Origin of the sequence: Arthrobacter sp. StoSoilB20 (genome assembly GCF_019977295.1) — a bacterium.
GTDB lineage: Bacteria > Actinomycetota > Actinomycetes > Actinomycetales > Micrococcaceae > Arthrobacter > Arthrobacter nicotinovorans_A.
This window is the reverse complement of the sequence record NZ_AP024651.1, coordinates 4,124,497-4,147,796: the sequence shown is the minus strand read 5'-3', so window position 1 is coordinate 4,147,796 and position 23,300 is coordinate 4,124,497. Positions and strand designations below refer to the sequence as shown.

The 23,300-nt window shown below is 63.9% G+C and carries 19 protein-coding genes; 9 read left to right on the top strand and 10 right to left on the bottom strand.

From position 1 onward, the window contains the following. The first annotated feature begins 2 nt into the window (after positions 1 to 2). The 3 genes from LDN85_RS18850 to LDN85_RS18840 all read left to right on the top strand — a co-directional run bounded on the left by LDN85_RS18850 (position 3) and on the right by LDN85_RS18840 (position 2,235). Positions 3 to 662: a nucleotide exchange factor GrpE gene (locus LDN85_RS18850; protein WP_026547921.1), complete on the top strand. Its 660-nt coding sequence runs from the start codon at positions 3 to 5 to the stop codon at positions 660 to 662. Between the two features lie 153 nt (positions 663 to 815). After that, positions 816 to 1,796, top strand: a complete 981-nt coding sequence (locus LDN85_RS18845; RefSeq protein ID WP_223943811.1) for a DnaJ C-terminal domain-containing protein — start codon at positions 816 to 818, stop codon at positions 1,794 to 1,796. A 10-nt stretch (positions 1,797 to 1,806) separates the two neighbouring features. Beyond that, the gene (locus LDN85_RS18840) at positions 1,807 to 2,235 is read left to right on the top strand and encodes a helix-turn-helix transcriptional regulator (protein ID WP_223943810.1); all 429 of its coding nucleotides are present in this window, start codon (positions 1,807 to 1,809) and stop codon (positions 2,233 to 2,235) included. Positions 2,236 to 2,244: 9 nt separating this feature from the next. Here the strand turns inward: LDN85_RS18840 and LDN85_RS18835 are convergent, their stop codons facing one another. Beyond that, a complete protein-coding gene (locus LDN85_RS18835; RefSeq protein WP_223943809.1) occupies positions 2,245 to 2,706 on the bottom strand; it encodes a hypothetical protein in 462 nt (153 codons plus the stop codon). A 297-nt stretch (positions 2,707 to 3,003) separates the two neighbouring features. Here LDN85_RS18835 and LDN85_RS18830 point away from each other — a divergent pair, with 297 nt between their 5' ends. Then, positions 3,004 to 3,306 carry a DUF3040 domain-containing protein gene (locus LDN85_RS18830; RefSeq protein ID WP_026543435.1) on the top strand — a complete coding sequence of 101 codons (303 nt, stop codon included), beginning with the start codon at positions 3,004 to 3,006 and terminating at the stop codon, positions 3,304 to 3,306. Positions 3,307 to 3,358: 52 nt separating this feature from the next. On the opposite strand, the gene LDN85_RS18825 is transcribed toward LDN85_RS18830, so the two are convergent. Both LDN85_RS18825 and LDN85_RS18820 read right to left on the bottom strand, forming a co-directional pair. Then, a complete protein-coding gene (locus tag LDN85_RS18825; protein ID WP_223943808.1) occupies positions 3,359 to 3,784 on the bottom strand; it encodes a hypothetical protein in 426 nt (141 codons plus the stop codon). An 87-nt stretch (positions 3,785 to 3,871) separates the two neighbouring features. Further along, complete coding sequence (locus LDN85_RS18820) at positions 3,872 to 4,522, bottom strand: hypothetical protein (RefSeq protein WP_223943807.1); 651 nt, start codon at positions 4,520 to 4,522, stop codon at positions 3,872 to 3,874. Between the two features lie 106 nt (positions 4,523 to 4,628). Between LDN85_RS18820 and LDN85_RS18815 the strand changes: the two genes are divergently transcribed. Then, positions 4,629 to 4,970, top strand: a complete 342-nt coding sequence (locus LDN85_RS18815; protein WP_026543438.1) for a hypothetical protein — start codon at positions 4,629 to 4,631, stop codon at positions 4,968 to 4,970. A 400-nt stretch (positions 4,971 to 5,370) separates the two neighbouring features. On the opposite strand, the gene LDN85_RS18810 is transcribed toward LDN85_RS18815, so the two are convergent. The 6 genes from LDN85_RS18810 to LDN85_RS18785 all read right to left on the bottom strand — a co-directional run bounded on the left by LDN85_RS18810 (position 5,371) and on the right by LDN85_RS18785 (position 12,259). Beyond that, complete coding sequence (locus tag LDN85_RS18810) at positions 5,371 to 7,188, bottom strand: beta-galactosidase family protein (RefSeq protein ID WP_223943806.1); 1,818 nt, start codon at positions 7,186 to 7,188, stop codon at positions 5,371 to 5,373. A gap of 17 nt (positions 7,189 to 7,205) precedes the next feature. After that, positions 7,206 to 7,904, bottom strand: a complete 699-nt coding sequence (locus tag LDN85_RS18805) for a hypothetical protein (protein ID WP_223943805.1) — start codon at positions 7,902 to 7,904, stop codon at positions 7,206 to 7,208. A 5-nt stretch (positions 7,905 to 7,909) separates the two neighbouring features. Continuing rightward, entirely contained in the window at positions 7,910 to 8,851 is a 942-nt protein-coding gene (locus tag LDN85_RS18800; protein WP_026543440.1) for a carbohydrate ABC transporter permease, read from the bottom strand. Then, the gene (locus LDN85_RS18795; RefSeq protein ID WP_026543441.1) at positions 8,851 to 9,777 is read right to left on the bottom strand and encodes a sugar ABC transporter permease; all 927 of its coding nucleotides are present in this window, start codon (positions 9,775 to 9,777) and stop codon (positions 8,851 to 8,853) included. The genes LDN85_RS18800 and LDN85_RS18795 overlap by 1 nt, the downstream gene beginning before the upstream one ends. A 116-nt stretch (positions 9,778 to 9,893) precedes the next feature. Next, positions 9,894 to 11,174, bottom strand: a complete 1,281-nt coding sequence (locus LDN85_RS18790) for a sugar ABC transporter substrate-binding protein (RefSeq protein WP_223943804.1) — start codon at positions 11,172 to 11,174, stop codon at positions 9,894 to 9,896. A 71-nt stretch (positions 11,175 to 11,245) separates the two neighbouring features. Further along, positions 11,246 to 12,259, bottom strand: coding sequence for a hydroxyacid dehydrogenase (locus LDN85_RS18785; RefSeq protein ID WP_223943803.1), 1,014 nt, complete (start codon positions 12,257 to 12,259; stop codon positions 11,246 to 11,248). A gap of 229 nt (positions 12,260 to 12,488) precedes the next feature. On the opposite strand from LDN85_RS18785, the gene LDN85_RS18780 reads away from it, so the two are divergent. The 4 genes from LDN85_RS18780 (at position 12,489) to LDN85_RS18765 (ending at position 19,252) form a co-directional block, all read left to right on the top strand. After that, on the top strand, positions 12,489 to 14,405 hold the full coding sequence (locus LDN85_RS18780) for a heparinase II/III family protein (protein WP_223943802.1): 1,917 nt from the start codon (positions 12,489 to 12,491) through the stop codon (positions 14,403 to 14,405). Beyond that, positions 14,402 to 15,550 (top strand): LacI family DNA-binding transcriptional regulator, encoded by a 1,149-nt coding sequence (locus LDN85_RS18775; RefSeq protein ID WP_026543444.1) that lies wholly within the window; start codon positions 14,402 to 14,404, stop codon positions 15,548 to 15,550. Before LDN85_RS18780 ends, LDN85_RS18775 begins: the two co-directional genes overlap by 4 nt. Beyond that, positions 15,550 to 17,532 (top strand): DUF2264 domain-containing protein, encoded by a 1,983-nt coding sequence (locus tag LDN85_RS18770; protein WP_223943801.1) that lies wholly within the window; start codon positions 15,550 to 15,552, stop codon positions 17,530 to 17,532. Before LDN85_RS18775 ends, LDN85_RS18770 begins: the two co-directional genes overlap by 1 nt. A 919-nt stretch (positions 17,533 to 18,451) precedes the next feature. Beyond that, entirely contained in the window at positions 18,452 to 19,252 is an 801-nt protein-coding gene (locus LDN85_RS18765; RefSeq protein WP_026543445.1) for a GNAT family N-acetyltransferase, read from the top strand. Positions 19,253 to 19,511: 259 nt separating this feature from the next. Here LDN85_RS18765 and LDN85_RS18760 read toward each other — a convergent pair whose 3' ends face one another. After that, complete coding sequence (locus LDN85_RS18760; protein WP_223943800.1) at positions 19,512 to 22,997, bottom strand: discoidin domain-containing protein; 3,486 nt, start codon at positions 22,995 to 22,997, stop codon at positions 19,512 to 19,514. Positions 22,998 to 23,300 lie beyond the last annotated feature (303 nt).

Below are 23,300 nucleotides of genomic sequence, written 5' to 3'. Positions count from 1 at the left end.
CCATGCCTCACCACGGCAACGAAGCAGAGCACTCAGAAGGCAACGAGCCGCGCAAGCCGGTTATCCGGGACAACCGCAAGGTTGACCCGGAGACCGGGGCAGCACGTCAGCCTGACAGCGAAGCTGCGGCTCCCACCGAAGGCAGCGCCGCTCCCACGGACGGCGACGCCCTCTCCCAGGCTGAGGAAATCCTCAACGGGGTAGAGGTGCCGGCAGAGGAATCGGTAGCCTCCGGTGCCGCGGCTGAAGCCCAGGCTGCGGAGCTCCGCAACGACCTCCTCCGCCTTCAGGCTGAGTACGTCAACTACCGCAAGCGCGTCGAACGCGACCGCGCCGTAGCAGGAGAAATGGCCGTCATTGGCGTCCTGAACTCCCTGCTCCCGGTGCTGGACGACGTCGACGCCGCCCGCCAGCACGGTGACCTCGAAGACGGCCCCTTCGCCGCCATCGCCACCAAGCTGGAGAACGCGCTGAAGACGTACGGACTGGAACGCATCGCGGACACTGGAGTCGAATTCGACCCCACCATCCACGAAGCACTCATCCAGCAGCCCGGCGAAGACATCGAGGTTGACACTGTCAGCCAGGTGCTGCGTTCGGGATACCGCTCCGGTGAGCGGGTCCTGCGTGCAGCCCAGGTGATCGTCGCGGTTCCGGCTTAGTCCCATCTTGTCGCTACACCGGATATGGGGCGGTGCCCGCTCCGCGGTGCCCTCCACACCGCCGCCCCATATCCGGTTGCGCGCCCGCTGTAAGCTCGCCTGAGGTGAGATGACTGCGGACGTACGCTTAGTTTGTTTTAGAAAGGAACGCTCTTGGCCAGCCAGGACTGGGTTGAAAAGGATTTTTACGCGATCCTTGGTATTGCCAAGGACGCGTCCGACGCGGATATCAAGAAGGCTTACCGCAAGCTAGCCCGCGAGCATCACCCTGATACGAATTCGGGGAATGCTGCTGCGGAGAAGAAGTTCAAAGACATTTCCGAGGCTTACTCGGTGCTGTCCAATCCTGAGGATCGGCAGCAGTATGACGCCATCCGCGCCATGGGCGGTGCCCGGTTCGCGCCGGGTGCTGGAGCCGGGCGTGGTGGTGCAGGAGCCAACGGTGGGTTCGAGGACCTGTTCGGCGGCTTGTTTGGCGGTGGCCCCGGTGCCCGTCAGCCCGCGGGCGGCGGAATCCCTCCGGAATTCGCTGACCTGTTTGGCGGTGGATTCGGCGGTGCCGGCCAGACCGGCTTCCAGCGTGCGCCGCAGAAGGGTTCGGACCGGACCGCGACTACCTCCATCTCGTTTGCCGGATCCATCAAGGGGACCACGGTCAGCCTGCGCGAGAGCAACGGCAACGTGATCGACGTCAAGATTCCCGCTGGAATCAAGGACGGCCAGAAAGTCCGCCAGCGCGGCAAGGGCAACGTTGGCCCCGCCGGCAATGGCGACCTCATCATCACGGTGAGCGTGAAGCCGCATGACTTCTTCCACCGCGATGGCGACGACATCCGCATCCACGTGCCCGTCACGTTCGCAGAAGCGGCACTCGGCGCCACCATCGAGGTTCCAACGCTCGACGGCGATACCGTCAAGGTCCGCGTACCGGCCGGGACGCCCTCGGGCCGTACCCTCCGGGTCAAGGGCCGTGGCGTGAAAACGTCCAAGGCCACCGGTGACCTGTTGGTGACCATCGACGTCGCCGTCCCGCAGAACCTGAACAAGGAAGCGGAGGAGGCCGTGAAGGCGTTCGCCGCCGCCACCACTGACGCCGACCCGCGTCACGACCTGGCCGCAAAGGCCCGGTTGTAAGGAGGCGGTCATGGCTATCGACGTCAACCAGCCGATCTTTGTCATCTCGGTCGCTGCGGAGCTTGCCGATATGCATCCGCAGACGTTGCGCCAGTACGACCGTTTGGGCATCGTGTCGCCCAGCCGTGCGCCCGGCAAGTCCCGCCGCTACTCGCAGAACGACGTCAACAAACTGCGGGAGGTCCAGCGCCTCTCGCAGTCCGGCGTCTCGCTTGAAGGCATCAGACGCATCCTCGACCTCGAAAACCAGGTTGCTGCACTGCAGTACCGGGTGGCCGAGTTGACCGAGGAACTGTCCCGACGCCGCTCACCAGTGGACGCGAGGATCTTCGCTGCGGGAGCAGCGGGCGACGTCGTGAGCCTTGCCCGCGGACAGCGTCCCCGGGCAAGGTCCCAGGCAGTTGTGGTGTGGCGGCCACGCCAAGGAGAGAACCTCTAGGCCGGAGGTTTACGGCAGGGTCCGGTCCCAACTGACCACTACCCGTGCAGCGCCCTGTTCGGTCCGCTCCACGTCGGTGACGATCTGTGATTCGGGCGCACCCATGTCACGTATCTGCTGCTTATAGTTCTCCACATGCTCCAGCAGTGATTCTTCAGTCCATTCGCCTGGACGCATCCTCGTCGAGATTTCGACAGGCTCCTCCGGAACCAGGATTTCCGCTGGACGGGCCACATGCGGCTCTGAAGCGTCGGCCGGCGACTTTTCCAGCCGCGAGGCTCCCTTTGGTTCCTGACGGCGGTCCTTGATGGGTTCGGGTTCTCCCTGCGGCACCAACATACGGAACGCGAAGGCCCCGCCTGCCACACCGGCTACCAGGCCCATGGCAATGAGCCATATGGTCCGGCCCGGTCCGCGCCGCTTGGGAACTGCTCCTGTGGTGTGTGACTTTTTTGGGTTTGGTCGTGCCATGGGGAGTTCAACTTTCCGTCGGCGTTCGGTAGTCCATACATGAGCAGGCTGTAACCCGCACCACCATGGTAAGCATGCTGAGGACTCGTGGTAAGACTCGGAGCTGCGAACGCGTACCCAAGGTGCCTTCCCTCACCGGCAACGTAGCCGCCGACATGCTTTACGTGGTTCATTTGCTGTGGCTTGCAGGCTGGAACGGGAAGATAATGAAGGCATGGCACGGCAAGCAGAGCCCGTGCTGATTCTGGGCATCGACGCAAGGACGGCGGCGTTGCCCGTGTGGTGAGGAAGTTTCCGGTGTCGTTGTCGGAAGAAGAGCGCAGGAGCTTGGAAGAGCTGGAGCGGGAACTGGCTTCCACTGATCCCGAACTGGCCTCCGAGCTGACTTCGGGCCGGCCGCGGGGCGAGGCAGCCCGCACCATTCTCGGCAGCCTCGCCGTACTGGGTGGCTTTGTCATGGTGATCGCCGGGATCGTGACCCAGATTGTGGTGCTGGGCGTGGTGGGTTTCCTCTTGGCCAGCGCCGGGGCGTATTGGCTGCTCGCCAGGACCTCGCTTCGGCGAAGGTTCGGAAACCACGACGGCGAACCGGCACCTTAGCGGGACCGTGCACCTTGATGATGCTGCTTGAAGGCCGGGGTAGAGACGTCTCCTAGGGAACCGGCGGCACGGGCGGCTGGACCGGAGTTTGGGGCTGCTTCACGGGTTGAGGTTCACCCGGCGGCACCATCATCCGCCAGGCAAGGATGGCACCGGCACCAACGGCGGCCCCCACAATCAGACCGATTACCCACCCGGACAGGCGCGGAGCGCGCTGCGGACTGGTCCGTTTCAAGGCCTGCGTCGTCCTGTTCACTGCCTTGGCCGCCGCCCGCTGGGCTTCCTTGGCGGATTTCTTGTTGCCGGTCAGCGTGAGCATGACCCCGTGGACCACGGATGGGACGTCTGCATGATTGATGCGGGCCAGTGCCCACTTCACCACCGCGTCGGTCTGGGACGATGTCCCGTCGGCCGCGTGGGAGACCCACTCACGGGCCAGATCCTGCGCGGCGGGAATGATGTTCTGAGGTTTGTACATGTGATGCGCCCCTGGAAGAGTAGACGGCCCCGTGAGCCAGCCTACGCCGGAGCTCCCGCGACCAACAGGTGCTCCGGCGTCCAAAGATCAGTCGCGGACAACAGCCGCCAGCTCCACCGGGCTTTCCAGCCCCGCCCATTGACCGTTCAGGGTCAACTCACCATGAAGCTCAGGAGCGGCAGCCGAGTTGGCCGAAGAGTCCGCAGCCACATCAACCACGCGGGCCACCTTCAACCGCAGCTCGCCGGCGTCGATGATGGTCACGCCGCTTCCCGAGACCGGCGCCGAGGCGCTCAGGGCGGGAACACCGCCGTCGAGCTTTCCGCTGCCTTTTACCGTCACCGAACTCGGACGCGGCTCCGGCTCGCCGTCGACGATCAGCTCGGCCTCCTTCTGGCCCGTCAGAATGGCGGTGGCCAAGGCCTTGATGTAGATGGGGTCAGCGCAGGCGTCGTACACATAGCGCTTGCCCAGGACCGAGTGATCCATGGTGCCGATCAGCCACTCTTCGGCCCCGGCGAGCTCATAGCCGCGGTAGCTGAGGGGCACCTGGTAGATGCGCTCGCCCGCAGCGACCACATGCGTCTCCATGCCGACCTCGCCGGCGGGATCATCAAAACGGTAGGCCCCAATGAGCTCCGGCGTGCCGTCCTGGATAAACCAGGGCTGCTTTGGCAGGTAGCCGGCGATGAGGTCGAGCTTGGACGGGGACAGGTTTGCCTTGTGAATGATCGCCATGCACCCCAGCCTAGGGCAGGGCACGGCGAGGTTCGAAAGCAGTCCGATGCGCGGCCCGGCCCCTGCACTGATTACAATCAGAGGGACGTCGACCACTGAGGGAATCATGAAGAAACTCACCACTGTCCTGATCGCTGCCGGGCTTATCGCCACGGCATCCGCCTGTTCCGCACAGCAGCAGCTGACCACCAAGGAAACCTGCGACCGCGTTGGCGTGGCCGCAGCCGGCATTCCCCAGAACGCCAGCCAGACCGCCACCATCCGCGTTGCCAACGCCATGCGGCCCATCGAGCCCGTAGCGTCCGACGACATGAAGCCTGTTGTTACCGCCATCCTGGAGTACATGGATGAGCAGGCCAAGGAAACCCCTGATGAAGCCAAGCTGGGCGAGCTCGGCGCCAAGTACCAGGAAGCCGGCACCAAGTACGGCGAGCTCTGCCGCGGCTAATGACGCCCGCGCGCTGAAGGCTCACTCGTTGGAGAGACAGAGCTGAATGAACAGGGCTGAATTAACAGAACTGAATAAAGAGAGCTGAATAAACAGAAAGGGACCGGTTGAAGAACCGGTCCCTTTCTTCGTCCCCAACCCTCTATCACGTCCCACCCCTTATTCCACGACGCTCTATCACGTTCCACCCCCTATTCCACGACGCTCTATCACGTTCCACCCCTTATTCCACGACGCTCTATCACTCCTCTAAAGAGAGTGAGTGATGGTTGGTGGAAACCTCGGGGGATGTGAGTGAGGGTTGGTGGGGAGGGTGGGGGATGTGAGTGAGTGAGGGTTGGTGGGGAGGGTGGGGATGTGGGAGAGGGTTGGTGGGGAGGGTGGGGGATGTGAGTGAGGGTTACTTTTCGTCGGGGCCCAGGTCAGGCCCGACGGCGAAACCCACCTCGCGCGTGGCGCTCCCGTGGAGTTCCAGGATGGCGAGCTCGTTGGCGCCTTCGCGGATCAGCGGGCCGGGAACATACAGGGTGCGTTGCGGCCCACGGCTCCAGTAGCGCCCCAAATTGAAACCGTTGATGAACGCATTGCCCTTGGTCCAGCCGTCCAGCCGCAGGAAGCGGTCGCCCGGGCCGTCCGCTTCAAAAGTGGCAAAGGAGATGGACGGGCCGGCCACACCGGCGGACGCGGCACCCGGGCCGTCCGCTTCAAAAGTGGCAAAGGAGATGGACGGGCCGGCCACACCGGCGGACGCGGCACCCCGAGGAAGAGCAACCGCAGCGGCCCGGAATGCGTCCAGCGAGGCCAAATCAACAGCGCCGACTTCCCAGTCCAGCACCTCATCACCGTTCAGCAGCGCAGGCCCGATCAGCCCCTTCGCCTCGCCGATCCTCTGCCCATAGTTCACCCGGCCCTGGTCCTCCAAAAGGACCTGCAGACGACCATCACCGGGAATGACAACAGTGCGCTCGCCCAGTTCCCGGCTGAGAACGCCTACGGGCACGCCGTCCAGGAAGAACTGGGCACGGTCGCGAACTTCAGAGAAGGACAGCACGCCTCCGCCCTGCAGCAACACCTCGTAGAGGTAGAAGCCCCGGTACTGCCCGGTCCTCTCCACCGGTGGAATGGTTCCAGGCACCAGCGAGGTGGACCCGGCAACAGAAAGCAGCGGCACAGACTCAGAAACGGCCACCACGGAAACCGGAGCAGGTGCCCGGGGAACCGGCACCTCGGCTGGAACCGGGAAGTGCTTGGCGATGACGTCCCGGAATGCGAAGTATTTGGCCGTCGGATGCCCGTCTTCGGACAGAGGAGCGTCGTAGTCGTAGGAGGTGATGGTGGGCTCGTAAATGCCTTTGTCGTTGGCCCCGTTGGTGAAGCCGAAGTTGGTTCCGCCGTGGAACATGTAGATGTTTACCGAAGCCCCGGCGGTCAGCAGGGCGTCCAGTTCGGCGGCGGAAGCAGCGGCGTCGGTGGTGTGGTGGTGCGTTCCCCAGTTGTCGAACCAGCCGTTCCAAAACTCGGCGCACATCAGTGGGCCAGTGGGTTGCCGCTCCCGCAGAAAACCAAGCCGCTCAAGGGAACGCGATCCAAACGTCCCGGTTTTGTGGAGTTCGGGCAGCGAGCCGTCCTCGATCATGGTCCCGAAAGGCTGGTCGCAGGTGAACAGCGGAACGTCCACACCCAGGCGCTTGGACAGGTCCACCAAATGCTGCAAGTAGGCTTTGTCGTCCCCGTAGGCGCCGTACTCGTTCTCAATCTGGAACATGATCACAGGGCCGCCCTGCGTTATCTGCCGCGGCACCACCACCGCCAGCACGGCTTCCATATAGGAGGAGACGGCGGCCAGGTAACCGGGCTCGCTGCTGCGGACACCCACTGTGGGGTCGGTGAACAGCCATGCCGGAAGCCCGCCGTTATCCCATTCAGCGCAAATGTAGGGACCCGGCCGGACAATTGCGTGCATCCCGGCGTCGGCCACCAGGTCAAGGAACCGGCCAAGATCCAGCCCGCCGTCTGCAATAAAAGCACCTGGGAAGGGCGAGTGCTCATTCCACGGCACGTACGTTTCGATGGTGTTCAGCCCCATGAGACGGGCCTTGTGGATCCGGTCCGCCCAGAGATCGGGATGCACCCGGAAATAGTGGATGGCTCCGGAGAGGATGCGGAAAGGCCGATCGTTCAGGAGGAAGTCCTGATCGCCGATTTCGAACGTGTCCAAGGAAAGTCCTAACAGTCTTACGGGGTACGCAGCACGGCGTGGAAAGCGTACGAGGCGTTGCTCCAGATCACGAAGAGCAGCGGCGCCGGCGCCAGCGCGACGCCCAGGACCGGCTGCATCACGGCGGCGGAGACGATGATCCCCAGCAGGATCAGCATGGCCAGGCTGAGGTACCAGCGCTGGGCCACCAGATAAAGCGAAGCCTTGAGGATGCTTTTCAGCTTCGCATCAGGCAGGAGTACGACGCCGGCAATCGCCGTGACGGAAAGGCTCACCGTCACGGCGGCTGCTACGACAATCAGCGGCACCAATAGTGCGGCACCGGGAAGGGCCGCGGCGTTGTTTTGGATGACGGCCAGGTCCACGCCGAGGAACATCAGCATGGCCACAGCCCCCACGCCCAGCACTGCGGACTTGGCGAAACTGCGCTTGTATCCGCGAAGGAACGCGGCAACCGGCTTGACCGCGCCGCCGTCGTCGTTCAATGCCTTGTAGGCAGCGAAGATGCCGGCGAGCGACGGAGCGATGGTGACCGAAAGCGCCAGGAAGAACGGCCACGCAGAAGCGGGGTCGGCCACCAGCGAGAGGCTGAGGACCAGCGGAGCGTTGGCCACGGCGAGCAGTGCGTTCCCGGCCAGGAAGGTGTAGATGAACCCGAAGATACTCCCGAAGGTCTCGAATCCCGGCCCGGCCCACCGCCGCGGTTTAGCGCTCACACTACTCATCCTTTCATCCCGCTGGTCGCAATGCCCTGGATGAAGTAGCGCTGGCCGATCAGGAAGATGATGAGGATCGGGATCACGGAGATCACCGAGCCGGTCATGATCATGGCGTATTCGGCGTCGAACTGGCCAACGAAGGACCGCAAGCCCAACTGGACAGTCCAGAGGCGGTTGGACGTGAGGTAGATGAACGGGCCCATGTAGTCGTTCCACGTGTTCACGAACGTCAGCAGCGCCAGGCTGGCGAGGGCCGGCTTGGACAGCGGCAGGATCACGCGGGCCCAGATGCCGTACTCGCTCAGGCCATCGATCCGGGCGGCTTCACAGAGCTCGTCCGGGATGGTCATGTAGTACTGGCGCATCAGGAACACACCGAAAGCGCCGAATGCCTGCAGCAGGATCAATGCGTTGAAGCTGTTGGTCAGGCCAAGGTTCTGCATCATGATGTACTGCGGCACCATGTACGCCTGCCACGGGACAGCGATGGTGCCGATGTAGGCCAGGAACAGCACGTCGCGGCCCGGGAAGCGGACCTTGGAGAAACCGTAGGCAGCCAGCGAGCCGGTGAGGACCTGCAGGCAGGTGATGATGACGGCCAGGTACAGCGAGTTCTGCAGGTAGCCCATCATGGGAATGCGGGTCCAGATGTCCGTGTAATTGCTCCACACGAACTCCTGCGGAATCCACTGGATGGGAACGGTGAGGACCTGGTTGTTTTCCTTCAACGACGAGGAAAGCATCCAGATGAACGGCACCATCAGCGCCGCCACGAGGACCACCAGGACACCGTAGATCACGATGTTTGCGGTCCGCTTCTTCTGCTCCCGCGGAGAGCGCTTGCGGTCAGTACGACGACGGTCTTCCGCAGTAGGTGCCCCTGACGGAGACGGAGCTGCATCCGCCAGATGTGTGGCTTTGAGGTCTTCGGCCATGTTGGTCATCAGCGTTCCCTCCGCTGTTGGATCTTGAACTGCAGGACGGTGACCGTCAGCACGATGATGAACAGGACCAGCGAAATGGCTGAGGAGTAACCGAACTTACCTTCGCCGATGCCTTCCTGGTAGATCAGCTGGGACAGCACCGTGGTGGACCGTCCGGGGCCACCGTTGGTCATGACCACAATGAGGTCGAACACTTTGAAACTGGAGACCGTCAGCATGACCACCACAAAGAACGTGGTGGGACGCAGGGACGGGATGGTGACGTTCCAGAAACGCTGCCAGGCGCTGGCACCGTCCACTTCGGCGGCTTCGTACAGCTCGGTGGGGATCGCCTGGAGGCCGGCCAAGTACAGGACCATGTAGTAGCCCATGTCGCGCCACACACTCGTGATGATGACCGCGGGCATGGCCCAATCAGAACTGGACGTCCAGCCGGGCGGGTTGGCAATGCCGATGGCGCCGAGGAACTGGTTGATGGGACCGCTGTCCGGGCTGAACAACATGTTCCAAACCACTGCCACAGCCACCAGTGAGGTGATGTAGGGGAAGAAGATGGCAACGCGGAAGAAGCCGATGCCCTTGAGTTTGCGGTTCAGCAGCATGGCCAGGATGAGGGCCAGTGCCATGGTGAGGGGGACGTGGCCCAAAGCGTAGACCAAGGTGTTCCGCAGCGCGATCCAGAAGGAATCGGAGGCGAACATCCGCTCGAAGTTGGCCAGGCCAACCCACTTGGGAGCGCTGAACGAGGTCCATTCCATGAAGGAGAGCGCGAAAGCGGCCACGACTGGAATGAGGGTGAAGGCAAGGAAGCCAAGGAAGTTCGGAAGGATGAACGTCCAGCCGATCAGGGTGTTGCGCCTGGCTTGCTTCCTGTTGCCACGGCTCTGCACTGGGGCAGGAGCCTGGGTAATTGTTTCTGTAGTCATGATGACCGCTCCCCGGGAGTTGGGGGCGTTCCTCCATTTCAGGATCCGGAGAATTCAGGTCCGGCCCGGTGCTGCATCCTTGGGGCGCAGCACCGGCACCAGTTGCTTGCCTGGCGTTACTTGCCCAGCACTTCGCTCTTGACGCGCTTGCCCATCTCAGCAATACCGTCCGTGACGGAGCGCTCGCCCACCATGATGAGGTCGTGCTCCTGGTTGAGGATCTTGTCCGTAGCGGCAGACTTGTCACTGACGGGCATTTCCAGTTCCGTGGTGTCCGGAGTGAAGGCCTTCTTGGACAGTTCGTCCGCGGGCATGCCATCGAGCTTGAAGTACTCGGCGGTGATGGCATCGTTCTGCAGGGCCGGGACGACGCCGATCTTGGAGATCGCCTTGGCACCTTCTTCACCGGCAGCCCACTCGATGAACTTCTTGGCTTCATCGGAGTGCGTGGCGTTCTTGTTCACGGCGAAGGCCGTGGGCGAACCGAACGTGGTGACCTTGCCGTCGTCGTTCTTCTGTGGCATTGGAGCCAAGCCCCAATTGACGTTGGTCTTGCCGTCCTTCTTGGCCTGGAGGATGCCGGCAATGTACCAGGTGCCCATGGGCATCATGGCGGCCTGGCCGGACTCGAACATGGTCCGGTAGCTGGTCTTCTGGCTCTTGGCGGTGCCGAAGTCCAAGGTGGCGCCGGACTTCTGCAGGTCCAGCGCAGTGTTGTACTGGTCCTCCATGAAGCCGTAGTCACCGCTGTTCTGGTCGGCGCCGTTCTGGGCTGCCGCGGTGGCCTGGACTACTGAACGCCAGATGTGGTGGTACGTGCCGTATGTCTTCTTGCCGCCGGTCTCCGTGGAGAGCTTCTTGGCGATCTCCGTGTACTTCTCCCATGTCAGGTCCTTGGGATCTTCAATGCCGGCAGCCTTGAAGAGGTCCTTGTTGTAGTACAGCAGCCAGAAGTCCTGGCGGTAGGGAGCAGCGAAGTACTTGCCGTCGATGTTGAAGGCGTCCATGCCGGCGAGGTTGTCCTTGCCCACCTTGTCCACCACGCTGTTGATTTCCTGCAGCTGGCCGTTGTTGGCGTAGCGGGAGTAGTCGATCACGTTCTTCATGGTGAGGACGTCGGTGGTGTCGCCACCGGCCAGCATGGTGGTGACCTTCTGGGGGTAGTCGTCGGCCAGGATGTCCACGGGTTCAATGTCCACGTTGGGATTGGCAGCCTCGTAGCTGTCAAAGAGGGCCTTGAACTCGGGGGTGCCCTCGTAGTTCCAGACCGAGACGGTCAACCGGGTCTTGCCTTCGGCCGCCTGCGGTTCGGCGGGACCGGCAGCGCCGGCACAGCCGGTGAGTCCGAGCCCTGCAGTCACCGCAAGGGCGATTGCGGCGAGGGTTGTGCGCTTCATTGCGTTCTCCTTTAGTACTGGGTTTTAAGTTTGCCGTAGGTGCGGCGTTGGTGTGGCTGGGTGTGCCGGGCCTAGGCGCTGAGGCCGAGGTCCGCGTGGACTACTTGGGCCAGGAGGTCCTTGCCGGCGAGGTACCGTTCAAGGTCATCCAGGGCGGCGTCGGACATCCGCCGGGTCTCCGTTCCGAGCGAACCGGCAATGTGCGGGGTGATGATGACGTTGGGGAGGTCATACAGGGCGGAGCCGGCCGGCAGCGGCTCGGGCTCCGTGACGTCAAGGAGCGCCGTGATCCGTCCGGTGGCGCACTCTTTCTCGAGGGCTTCGGTGTCAACGAGGGAACCGCGGGCTGTGTTGATGAGCGTCGCGTGGTCCTTCATTGCCTGCAGTTCTGCCGTGCTGATCATGTTGCGGGTTTCCGGCAGTGCCGGTGCGTGGATGGTGACTACATCGGAGACGGGCAGGAGTTCTTGAAGCGAGACCAGCCTTCCGCCGGCGGCCGCTACTTCCAACGGATCCGCGTAGGGATCGCTGACGAGGCACGTGACGTCCTGGAGTTGCTGGACCAGCTGTACTACGCGGCGGCCGATGCGGGAGAACCCCACGACGCCCACCACACGGCCGATGTTTCCGAGCTCGCCTCGGTCCGCGATGTAGCTCCAGTCTTCCCGGTAAGTGCGGGCGTCGTTGGCGAGGATGTGTGCCTTTTTGCCCGCCAGGACGATCGAGGCGAAAGTGAATTCGGCTACCGGGATCGCATTGGCGTCGGCGCCGTTGGTCACGGTGATGCCGCGGTCCCAGAGTTCTTCGCTGACGAAGCTGCGGACAGTTCCTGCACAGTGGAAAACAGCCCTGAGTTTGGGCATGCGCTCCAAACGCTCAGCATTGAGCTGCGGCACTCCCCAGCTGGTGAGGAGGATTTCCACCTCTTCCAAACGCCCCTGCAACCCGGGTTCGTCCAGGGAATCCGTCCAGGGCCGGTCACCAAGGTCCACCAGTCCAGCAAGCCGCTCCAGACGCGTGGAATCGAACTGGTCAGCAAAGGTTCCGCTATTCATGACCAGCAGTGCCTGGGGCTTGAGCGACATTGAGGGGATCCTCCCTTCGAAAATTCAGTGGTCTGTTCGACCGTGATTTATGTGTTGCATCACATCTAATAATCAGTACATACTCATAAACAAGACAGTTCATTCAACTCAATCGAACTTGATCTGAAACGTTCAAACTCGAACAAACGAGAGAAGAATCCCTATGGCAACCGGCACCGCCGCCGTTCAAGCGCCACTTCTTTACCCGTTGAGGAACACATGGGGCCCCATGGCTGATCGGGACAACCTGTTGGAGACACTCCGAGGCTCCCGTGACCGGCTCACTGTTCGCCCGGCGTCCGACGGCGGATGGCAGCTTGATGATGCCCGCCTCCTTTCCGGGTGGCGCACCCAAGCATCGGCAGAAAAGGGGAGTGCCTGGCCCCAGCCCCTTGTGTCCCACTACGCCCGGTACTTCCGCGACGGCAACCGCACGGCCTACGAGGGACTGGTGGCGAGCCGGCAGCAGCGGCTGACGCGCGCCGTCGTCATGGCTGCCGTTGATGGACCGGCTTCCCGTGAGGAGTGGCTTGATGAGGTGATCGACGGCGCCTACCTCCTGTGCGAGCAAAGCTCCTGGAGCTGGGCCGCGCACGACGACGTGTTCACCCGCAGCGGCGACGTGGTTCCGGACCGTTCCCGGCCCTACCTGGATCTCGGCGCCGGGGAAGTGGTAGCGCAGCTCGCCTGGGCTGACCATTTGCTGGGTACCTCCCTGAACGAACGCGCCCCCGGACTGCGCCGGCGTATCCGTCTGGAGACGAGCGAGCGTGTGATCCGGCCGTTCCTGGACCGGCTCGACTGGCACTGGCTGGGCTTGGACGGCGATGTCCACAACTGGAACCCCTGGATCCACTCGAACATCATTGTGGCGGCATTGCTGCTGGTTGATGACCCTGATGAGCAGGCGGCGGTGGTTGCCCGGTGCATCGAGGGCCTGGACCGCTTCCTCGCCTCCATCCCGGCCGACGGCGCAATCGACGAGGGCTACGCGTACTGGTGGAACGGTGCCGGACGTGCGTTGGAAGGCCTGGCTTTGTTGGAGGAAGCCAGCGGCGGCGCACTCAATCCGGACCTGCCAGTCATCCGTGCGCTGGTCGCTTTCCCACACCGCATGCACCTGGGGCACCGCTGGTTCCTGAACGTTGCCGACGGCCCGGCCCGCGCCCACAAAGGCTTGCCGTGGAGCATGCTGCACCGCTGGGCTGTCCGGCTGGGGGACTCCGACGCCGCCGCGCATGCCGCGACCTTTGCCGCCGTCGAACCTGAACCCAACGCGGCAGCCGGACTGGGCCGCGTGCTCACCCAACTGACCTCCCTCAGCCAGCCCACGTCCCGCACCCAACTAGGTAGCGCTCAGCTGCGACCCAGTTGGGGGACGTACCTGCCATCGGTCCAGATCATGGTGGCCCGGCAAACCCCGGGGTCCACCGATGGGCTCACGCTCGCGGCCAAGGGCGGACACAACGGCGAGCACCACAACCACCGCGACGTCGGTTCCGTGGTGGTGGCCGTGGATGGTGTGCCCTTGCTGGTCGACGCCGGCCAGCCCACGTACACAGCGCAGACATTCGGGCCCGATCGCTACCGGATCCGCGCCATGCAGAGCGCGTGGCACAGCGTCCCGGCGCCTTTCGGGTTGGAGCAAGGGACGGGGTCTTCGTTCGCGGCGACCGTTCTCCAGGAGCCCACACCGGAGGAGCCCACGCTCGAGCTTGGACTGGGGGCGGCCTATGGTTTGGACCACCCCGAGCAGTGGATCCGCACCTCGCTGATGAACCGGGAGCTCGGCTCCGTGGTGATTGATGACCGCTGGAACCTGCCCGCGCAGGCGCCTGAGGGAACGCACCCTCCGGAGGGAACGCACGACGTCGACATCACCTACCTGGTTGCCGGCACCGTCCGCGTCGGTTCAGACGCCACGGCCACCATCACGCCCGAAGGTATCCCGGCTGCCGAAACCACCAAGGGACTGCACCTGCGCTGGAAGCCGGCCACCGCCGTCGTGCTGGTGGACGAGTGGCTCCTGGACGATCCGCTCCTCAGCGATATCTGGGGCGAAAAACTGACCCGTATCCGATTCCGCATGCCCGCCGAAAACCGCACTTCCGGCGCATTCACCCTCACAGTGGAGGCAACACCTTGAGTTCCGAGCAGACCCCGGAAGCGGGCGGCAAGTCGCTCTTTTCCTTGCAACGCCGTGAGCGGCTCATGGAGGAATTGCGTGCGCACGGAGCCATCACGGTCCGGGATATCGCCGCAAAGCTGGGCGTCAGCGAATTGACCATCCGGCGTGATGTGAACACCCTCGCCGACGAAGGGCTGGTGTCCAGGGTCCACGGCGGCGCAACCCTGCCCAGCCCGTTGGACCGTTCCGTGGCTGTGGGGAGGCCGTCGGCGCACAGCTACTCGATCGGCATGGTGGTTCCATCGCTGGACTACTACTGGCCGCAGGTGATTTCCGGTGCCCGCGGCGAGGCCGAAGCGCAGAACCTCCGCATCCTGGTCAGGGGTTCCGCCTATGACGCCGCGGATAACCGTCGCCAGGTCCAGGCACTGCTGGATACCCAAAACATCGACGGACTGATCGTGGCGCCGGACATGGGCGGTGAGCACGGCAAGGAGCTGCTCCGCTGGCTCAACGCACTGCCCATTCCGGTGATCCTGGCTGAGCGTCGGGCGCCGTTGGAGATTCCCGCCCATCGGCTGGAGTGGGTGGCAACGGACCACTCGTTCGGCGCAGGGATGGCCGTTCGGCACTTGTGGCAGGAAGGGCATCGGATGATCGGCTGCCTCACTGATTCCACGAGCCCCACCAGTCCGCACGTGGTCCGGGGCTGGAAGCAGGCCATGGCAGCGCTGAAGATTCCGCTGGAAAACTCCATCCATGAGGACTCAGCCAAACTGGACAACGGCGACCGGGCCAAGCACTTCGACCACGTCCTTGACTTGTGCCGTTCCTCCGGAACCACGGCCATGCTGGTGCACTCGGATACCCAGGCCGTGGCGTTCGTGCAGCACTGCGTGGACCGCGGAGTGGACGTTCCCGGCAGCATGGCGATCGTGGGCTACGACGACGAAGTTGCCTACCTGGCCGAACCCGCGATCTCTGCAGTCCGGCCGCCCAAAAGCTACGTCGGCAAAGTGGCGGTGCAGCTCATGGCTGCGCGCCTGGCCGAAGGAAGGATGCGCCCAGTGCATCGCATTGACCTGAACCCTGAGCTGATCGTCCGGGAGTCGTCCGTCGGGGCGCCGCGTGGACTGGCCGGAGTACTGGAGGATTCCCTCTGATGCTCTTGCCACCGTTGGATCACCAACTCTCACCCTTCACCGGCCTGACCCGCGAGCACTGGTGCGCTTACGCGGATCACCTCCTGCGCTCCGCCCATCACTTTGGGACCGTGGACCATGCCAACATCCACCTGCCGGGAGCCAACAGCCGGTACGGCCCGCGGAGTGACTCGCTGGAGGCCTTCGCACGGACGTTCCTGCTGGCCTCCTTCCGGATGGCGGGCGACCCCTCTTCCACAGGCTGGATCGCGGAGTGGTACGCCGCCGGGCTCGACGCCGGAACCAACCCCGCCAACCCCGACCGCTGGCCGACACCAGGCGAGCTGGGGCAGGCGAAGGTTGAGGCGGCGTCGTTGGCTGTCGGCCTGGCACTGACCCGCGACGTCCTCTGGGACAAGCTCCCCGAACGCGTGCAGGAGCAGCTCATCGCTTGGTTCGAGACCGTGATCGGCGAGGAATATCCGCCCATCAACTGGGTGTGGTTCCAGATTGTGGTGGAGACGTTCCTCGCCTCTGTCGGCGGCCGGTACTCGGACGAGGACATCGACGCCGGACTCGCCATCCACGATTCCCTGTACCGGGGCGGGGGCTGGTTCGCCGACGGCCCCGAGCGGGCCTACGACCACTACGTTGGCTGGGCGTTCCAGGTGTACCCGCAACTGTGGGCGCTGATGGCACCCTCGGATCCCCGGGTTACTGCACGAAAGACGCTCGACGGCGACCGGCTGGCTGACTTCCTGGACGACGCCGCGTTCTTGGTGGGGGCGAACGGTGCTCCGCTCATCCAGGGCCGCAGCTTGATCTACCGGTTCGCGGCCGCGGCACCCTTCTGGGTAGGAGAGTTGTCCGGGCACACCCGGCTGGCCCCGGGCATGGCTCGGCGGGCAGCCTCCGGAATGCTCGACTACTTTGCCCGGCACGGGTCCATCACTGACGACGGCCTCCTTTCCATCGGCTGGCATGGCGAGTTCGCGGGAATGAAGCAGGCGTACTCCGGTGCAGGCTCCCCGTATTGGGCTGCAAAGGGGATGCTCGGGCTGGCGTTGCCTGCGGATCACCGGGTGTGGACCTCCGTGGAGGCTCCGCTCCCCGTGGAGGTTGCCGACACACAGCGGCTCATCGCTGCTCCTGGGTGGCAGGTGGATGGGACGCGTGCCGACGGTGTGGTCCGGATCCGGAACCATGCCACGGATCATGCTGTTGTTGGCGCTGTGGTGGCTGATTCTCCGCTGTACGCCCGGATCGGGTACTCGACGCACACGTTCCCGGACCTCACGCCGGAGTCGGTTGATAACGCGGTGGCGTTCATTGACTCCTCCGGCCGGCTGACGCACCGGACAGGGTTTGAGTACCTCGGCTCGTTCTCCGAGGGCGGGGTTCAGGTAGGTGCTTCCCGGTTCACTGCCCACTGGATCGAACCTGATCCCGACGCCGGGCCGGATCACGGCAGCGGGGTGTCCGGTGTCGCGACGGCCGGTCCTTCGGTCACGGTTGTTTCGGCGACGCGGGGCGCGGTGGAGCTTCGGCTGGTGCGGGTTTCAGGGGCTTCTTCCGGGGGTGCTTCTGGTGCTTCTGGTGAGGGTTCTGTGGGCGCGTCCGGTGATGTAGCTGCGGGTGTTCTGGGTTCTGCGGGTCCTGCGCTGCGGATCGGGGGATGGCCGGTGGATGCTGCATCTTCGGAGGTCAGCACTGTCCTGGCCGTGCCTGGCTTCGGCGTGCCCTTGGATGACTCCGGGACCTTTGTCCGCCCGGGGGCACACCCGATGGGTTCGGAGCTCACCATTCCTTGGGTGGGTACCGCGGGCACAGCGTACGACGGCGACTACGCCGCCGTCGTCGTCCTCACGGGTGAGGGAGGTACTTCGCCGGACGGGGGCGTCACGTTTGTGACGGGCCAGGGGGAGGGCGAGGACCGTTTCGTGTTCGCCGACGGTGCATCGATACCCCTTTCCCGGCTGTGGCCTTCCCGATTCGAGGCTTAGCTGCGGGTCAGGTGATTCCTACCATCTAACGCGCAGCAAGCCATCGAACCGGCGGGCCCACGGAGGTGGGCACGTGCCCGTTTCGGGGGTTCGCTGCTGAGTGTGCCGTGCGCACGGCATCGGGCGCAGCGAGCCATCGAATCGGCGGGCCCACGGGGGTTCGGCCGACGCGTAGTTGCCCACTAACCGACTCCAACCGTCTGGCCTGCAGTGAGCCCCGGGAGCGAAGCCCGTTTCGGGGGTTCGCTGCTGAGTGTGCCGTGCGCACAGCATCGGGCGCAGCGAGCCATCGAATCGGCGAAGCCACGGGGGGTTTGGGCCGACGCGTAGCCGCCCACTAGCCGACTCGTACCGTCTGACCTGCAGTGAGCCCCGGGAGCGAAGCCCGTTTCGTGGTCTTGCTGCTGAGTGTGCCGTGCGCACGGCATCGGGCGCAGCGAGCCATCGAATCGGCGGGCCCACGGTACTGGGGTTGTGCCCGTTTCCGGGTCTTGCTGCTGAGTGTGCCGTGCGTACGGCATCGGGGGCAGCGAGCCATCGAATCGGCGAGGCCCCGGGGGTTTGGGCCGACGCGTAGTTGCCCACTAGCCGACTCCTACCGTCCAACAACAACGCAGCCATCGAATCGGTCTCCCACGGTACTGGGCGCTTGCCCGTTTCGGGGGTCGCTGCTGAGTGTGCCGTGCGCACGGCATCGGGCGCAGCGAGCCATCGAATCGGCGAGGCCCCGCAGCTTGGGCCGACGCGTAGTTGCCCACTAGCCGACTCGTACCGTCTGACCTGCAGTGAGCCCTGGGCGCGTGCCCGTTTCGGGGGTTCGCTGCTGAGTATGCCGTGCGCACGGCATCGGGTGCAGCCAGCCATCGAATCGGCGGGCGAACTAGGGGCGGCCCGGAATCCCCTGCAGTAGGCTCGCCGGATGAGCAACAGCGAAGACCGCGAACGTTTCCTGGCAGCCTATGACCACAACCTCCGCACCGACGCCGAGACCCCCAGCGCCCTCAAGGTCACCCAACACGGACCCCTGCGCCTGGTGACGTTCATGAAGGGGCGGGGTTTCGTCACCTACAGGGACCTGGGCGATGCGGACTCGCAGACCGTGAAGAGACTCGTCGCCGAGGCGATCGCGCACTTCCGCGCAGATCCTGACATCACCAAGGTGGAATGGAAATCCCGCGGCCACGACCACGCGCCGGGTTTGCATGAAGCCCTCATTGAGAACGGCTTCACCCAGGATGACCCCGAGTCGATCATGATCGGCGAAGCGAAAGCATTGAGCACGGATGTGCCAATTCCCGGCGGCGTAACCCTGCGGCAAGTCACTGACGAAGCCGATGTCAGGGCCATGAGCGCCATGCAAGATGAGGTCTTCGGGGAGCCGGTTTCAGACGAGATGGCCGAGGCGTTGCTGCGAAGGCTGTCGCTCGGCGATGGCATGCAGCTTTGGGTTGCCGAAGCTGAGGGAAAGATTGTCAGTGCGGGACGCTTGGAGCCAGTGCCGGGGACAGTCTTTGCCGGGATCTGGGGCGGTGCCACCAGGGAAGAATGGCGTGGCCGGGGGATTTACCGGGCGTTGACGGCCCGCCGTGCACAGGCCGCACTCGAGTTGGGCAAGTCACTCATCCACAGTGACTCCACCGAGTTCTCGCGGCCAATCCTGGAACGTTCCGGGCTGCTCAAGGTCTCGACGACAACGCCGTACCGCTGGGTGCGCGGCTAAATGCTTGAGGGCCAGCCGCCGGTTGAGGCGGTCCACCTCATCCAAGACTCGGCCCGCTTCGGTGAAAACACAGCGGGGCCCCTCAGGATCGAAATCCCCAGGGGCCCCGCCGGTTGAGACGGTCCACCTCATCCAAGTCTTCTGTGGCTGCCCAGTGCCGGTTGAGTTCATTGTTCCAAGGCTCGTCCCACTTCGGTGAAAACACAGCGGGGCCCCTCAGGATCGAAATCCCAAGGGGCCCCGCTATCTCAGAATTTCCTTACTTGCCAGCCGCGAAGTAGCTCACGCACTGCCCCTGATTGGTGAACACGGGCGACGGACTGGTCTTCCATCCGTTGTTCTTGCACGCGTCCTTCCCGGTGGAAACAGTCACGCGATATTGCTTCGTGGTGCCGTCTGGCGCCGTCACGGTGACTATCGCCGTCGGGCTTTCCGCCGTTGCCTGCTGGACGGTCACCTTGGCGTTCGTGTCCAGCGGGTAGCCGACGACGGCGGGAGTCGCCGTCGCGGTCAGCACCCGGTAGTCGGTGGTTCCGGGAGCGAAACCGACCACGGAGGCTTGGTTGACCAGGAGCCGGCCGAGGTCGGCCAGCCCGGCGTCGGCCAGGCGTGATCCAGCGATAGCCACCTCAGCGATCTTCGTGTAAGACGCCGTGGTCACGAACGAAACCCTGATCCCGCGGGTGGTTACGGGGTCGAAGCGGACGGTCGTCGGTGAAGAAATGGAGAGTCCGGTGATGGTTCCGGCGGAGGTGTCCTTCCATGTTCCGGTGGCATCCTGGTACTGGATCTTCAGGCTTGCCGCGGCCTTCTCCGCGGACGTCACGGTCACTGAAGAGACGGTGTAGTCGCGGCCAAACGCGTAGCTCAGGCTGTCACCGGCCCTGCCGCCGCTGACCCAGTTGGACCAGCGCGTGGAGGCGTTGGAATCGCAGGTGTTCTTCGCGATGTAGGAGCCCTCGGTGTAGCTGGCGGTGACGGAAGTGCTGGGATCGTCCTTGCAGATGTTGCTGCTCGGAACCCGGTCCACCACCAGCACTGTGAGGGTCGCAGCGAGTGAGCCCGCCGTGCCCGGAACCGTCACTGAACCAACAGTTTGCAGCGCCGAATCCGACAATGAAGCCCAGTCCCACGTCACTGGGAGCGGGTTGCGGGCCGGGCCGTCACCGATTTGTCCAGGGACGGACGTGGGCGCAGCAGCCTGGACCTCAGCCACGGTAGAGCCAATGCCTACCGTTACCGACGCCGGATCGGTGGCGACGTACTGCCCAACAGTCACGGTCAGGAGGGCATCGTCAAACACCTGCCCGTAAGGATCGACGCCCGAACCGCGAAGTGTCACCTTTCCTTCCTTCTGCCAAACCGACGGATCAACAGAGGACCACGTCACAGCCAGCGGCTTGCCGGGACCCGCCTCATACAGAGGCGTCACTGTAGAAGGCAGGGTAGGCGCAACGCCAGTGAGAGTGCTCAGTTCAACGGGAGAAACACCCAGGAGCTTCAAGTCAGCAATGTCCGTGAAAGCCCACGCCTGGTGCGGGTTGGCCGATGCCGTGGCCGTGGTTCCGGTGGAGGAAGCCAGCGCTACGGACGTTCCGGCGGCGGTTTGGTTGCCCGAAACCTGCAGCGCAATCGCCGCACCTGCGTTGACCAGTGACCATTGCTTGCCGTTCTCAGTGGTCACTATCCACTGTGCAGAAGGAGTCGCCTTGGCTTGCTCCACCGAGAGGGAACCCAGTGAAGCGGCACCCGACTGGCTCCCGTTCAGTACGCCTCCGTTGCCGGTCAGGACGCGCCCGTCCTTGCTGGAAACAACCCAGCGGCGATCGTTCCCAAAGCCACCTGCACCCACGGCGTTGAAGGTCCACATTTGTGGAGCCACGCCTGCTGCGTCGCCGCCCAGTTCCTCGATCGACGCAGTTCCGTTCGCGCGCCCGGTCAGGTATTTGCCGCTCGCCTCACCGCTGAGGTGGTAGCTGTGGCCGTCCTGCACAGGTGCGGCGTCGTCCGAAACTCCACTGACGCCGTCGACGACGAAAGTCACCACTGATGCGGCAGGAACCTCAAGCGTCGCGGACTTGGCGGTGGTATCCACGGCCACGGGTGCGCCCTTGACCAGGGCGTTCTTCTCGATGTCGTCCAGTGGGGACTTGGTGGTGACAACGGGAGTGACCTTGGCGCCGGGAGCGATGGAGCCGAAACGGCTGAGGTCGATGGTGACCTTTTCCGGCGTCGGGGTGTCGTTGAAGTGGACCAGGGTGGCGCCGTTGCCGTCGGCGCGGAGGGCGCTGGCGGTCTTGGCGTTGTCGTTTTGAATGAGGAAGTCGCCCGGACGGATGTAGTGCGTGAAGTTCCGTGTGGTGTTGTATTTCTGGTTGGTCAGGACCTTGCACTTGGCTTGATCCCCGGTGGCGCCGTCGTTGAGCCGACGGTTGGAGAAGCCTTCGCGGCCTTCGTAGTTGCAGTCAAAGTCGACGTAAATGGAACCCCACCCTTTGTCTGCTTTTTCTTGCTTGTACGTGTCCTCCACAGGCTGCCAGAACACCCACGCGTTGGGGTCCAGTTCGCGGAGATCGTTGACCATGCGGCCGGCGATGCCCAGGCCGTTGGTGATGTTGGAGCGGTCCCAGCCGCTGGTGGAGTCGCCGAGCGCGGGGTTGCCTGTCCAGAAGCCGCCAACCTCACTCATCCACAGGGGCTTGTCCGTGGAGTTGGCGAGGTCCCGGACCCGGCGTCGATCATTGGTGCCGTACGTGTGGACGTTGAGCTGGGCAACGGCGTCCTTGGCCTCCTGGCTGTAGCCGTTCCAGTTGGTCATGAACTTGCTGGGATCGGTCTCGTCCATCGCCGAGATGACGGTGTCGGTGCTGCCCTTTTCCAGTTCGGCCGCCAGGAGCTTGGTCACTCGGTCCTGGGCGGCCGGGTAAATCAGCGCGCCCTCCTGCTTCTGCGTGTACGTGGTGGGCGGCTTGCCTGTGGCGGCGTCGATGTCCGTTCCCCAGTAGCCCGAGTTTGGCTCGTTGAACGGATCGATCGTGTCCACCGTGATACCGCTGCCCTTTTCGAGAAGTTCGACGGCGTTCCTCATGTACGCGGCAAACTTGGCTTCGGCTTCGGGCAGGAGGTTCTCGCCCTTGGCGGTGTTCACCTGGCCGGAAACATAGCCGCTCTTGGTCATGAACCACGGCGGGGAGTTGCTGAACGCTTCCCAGTGGGTGATCTGTTGATCGGCGGCCAGGCGCTCCACCCACCAGCGCTGGTTCTGGTCGGCGTCGGGGTTGTAGGAGGCGGGGTCGTCAGGGTCCCACGCGTTCAGGAACGCGAGTTTGTTGGCCTGCGTCTTGTCCACGGTTCCGTCCGGGTTGTAAAGGTTCGACGCCGGTTGGCCGGGTTGCGCTTCAGCCACCGGCTTCCACCATCCCTCCACAGCGCTGCCGTCGTTGAGGTAGTTGGCTACGTCGGAGGCATTGCCGCCACCGACGTTGTAGCGGGCAATGTTGAGGTTCAGCCCGTCCTCACCGAAGACCTTCTGGTACAGCTCCTCGCGCAACTCGGGGGAGTATCCCGCCGTCGCATTGGCAAACCAGACCAGGCTGGTTCCCCAGCCTTCGAACGCTTCGCCCCGGGTGGCGGGGTTCGGTGTGATGGTGACCGCTGTTGCGTCGTCTGCTTGTGCTTGGGGGGTGGTTGCGGGCAGGAGTGCCATGCCAGCGGCGGCTGTGACGGCTGCCGCCAGTATTGCCACTGGCCTTCGGATTCTTCGAGCGGTAAACGCCATGGGTGGACCTCATCGTCGGGGTGTCATTGGGTGCTTTGCCTGGCTTCATGGAAGGGCCGGGCAAGCCGAGACTATGAGGCTCTCTGGGTTGCAACAAGGCACTCGAACACGCTCGCTCGTGGTCAATCAGAACCGGTCACACGCATTCAAGCAACGCGGGGTCATTTATGGCCCCTTTGAGCCGCTTGAAGGGGCCACAGGTGACCCCCCGTTGCTTCTGTTGCGCTTGAAGGTTGGGCGCTGGTTGTATAGATGTATACAAGTACACTT

What these genes read in the sequence shown, in the direction of transcription:
- LDN85_RS18850 (WP_026547921.1), top strand. Translation starts at nt 3, where the DNA reads ATGCCTCACCACGGCAACGAAGCAGAGCACTCAGAAGGCAACGAGCCG.
- LDN85_RS18840 (WP_223943810.1), top strand. Translation starts at nt 1,807, where the DNA reads ATGGCTATCGACGTCAACCAGCCGATCTTTGTCATCTCGGTCGCTGCG.
- LDN85_RS18835 (WP_223943809.1), bottom strand. Translation starts at nt 2,706, where the DNA reads ATGGCACGACCAAACCCAAAAAAGTCACACACCACAGGAGCAGTTCCC.
- LDN85_RS18825 (WP_223943808.1), bottom strand. Translation starts at nt 3,784, where the DNA reads ATGTACAAACCTCAGAACATCATTCCCGCCGCGCAGGATCTGGCCCGT.
- LDN85_RS18820 (WP_223943807.1), bottom strand. Translation starts at nt 4,522, where the DNA reads ATGGCGATCATTCACAAGGCAAACCTGTCCCCGTCCAAGCTCGACCTC.
- LDN85_RS18815 (WP_026543438.1), top strand. Translation starts at nt 4,629, where the DNA reads ATGAAGAAACTCACCACTGTCCTGATCGCTGCCGGGCTTATCGCCACG.
- LDN85_RS18800 (WP_026543440.1), bottom strand. Translation starts at nt 8,851, where the DNA reads ATGACCAACATGGCCGAAGACCTCAAAGCCACACATCTGGCGGATGCA.
- LDN85_RS18795 (WP_026543441.1), bottom strand. Translation starts at nt 9,777, where the DNA reads ATGACTACAGAAACAATTACCCAGGCTCCTGCCCCAGTGCAGAGCCGT.
- LDN85_RS18790 (WP_223943804.1), bottom strand. Translation starts at nt 11,174, where the DNA reads ATGAAGCGCACAACCCTCGCCGCAATCGCCCTTGCGGTGACTGCAGGG.
- LDN85_RS18785 (WP_223943803.1), bottom strand. Translation starts at nt 12,259, where the DNA reads ATGTCGCTCAAGCCCCAGGCACTGCTGGTCATGAATAGCGGAACCTTT.
- LDN85_RS18780 (WP_223943802.1), top strand. Translation starts at nt 12,489, where the DNA reads ATGGCTGATCGGGACAACCTGTTGGAGACACTCCGAGGCTCCCGTGAC.
- LDN85_RS18770 (WP_223943801.1), top strand. Translation starts at nt 15,550, where the DNA reads ATGCTCTTGCCACCGTTGGATCACCAACTCTCACCCTTCACCGGCCTG.
- LDN85_RS18765 (WP_026543445.1), top strand. Translation starts at nt 18,452, where the DNA reads ATGAGCAACAGCGAAGACCGCGAACGTTTCCTGGCAGCCTATGACCAC.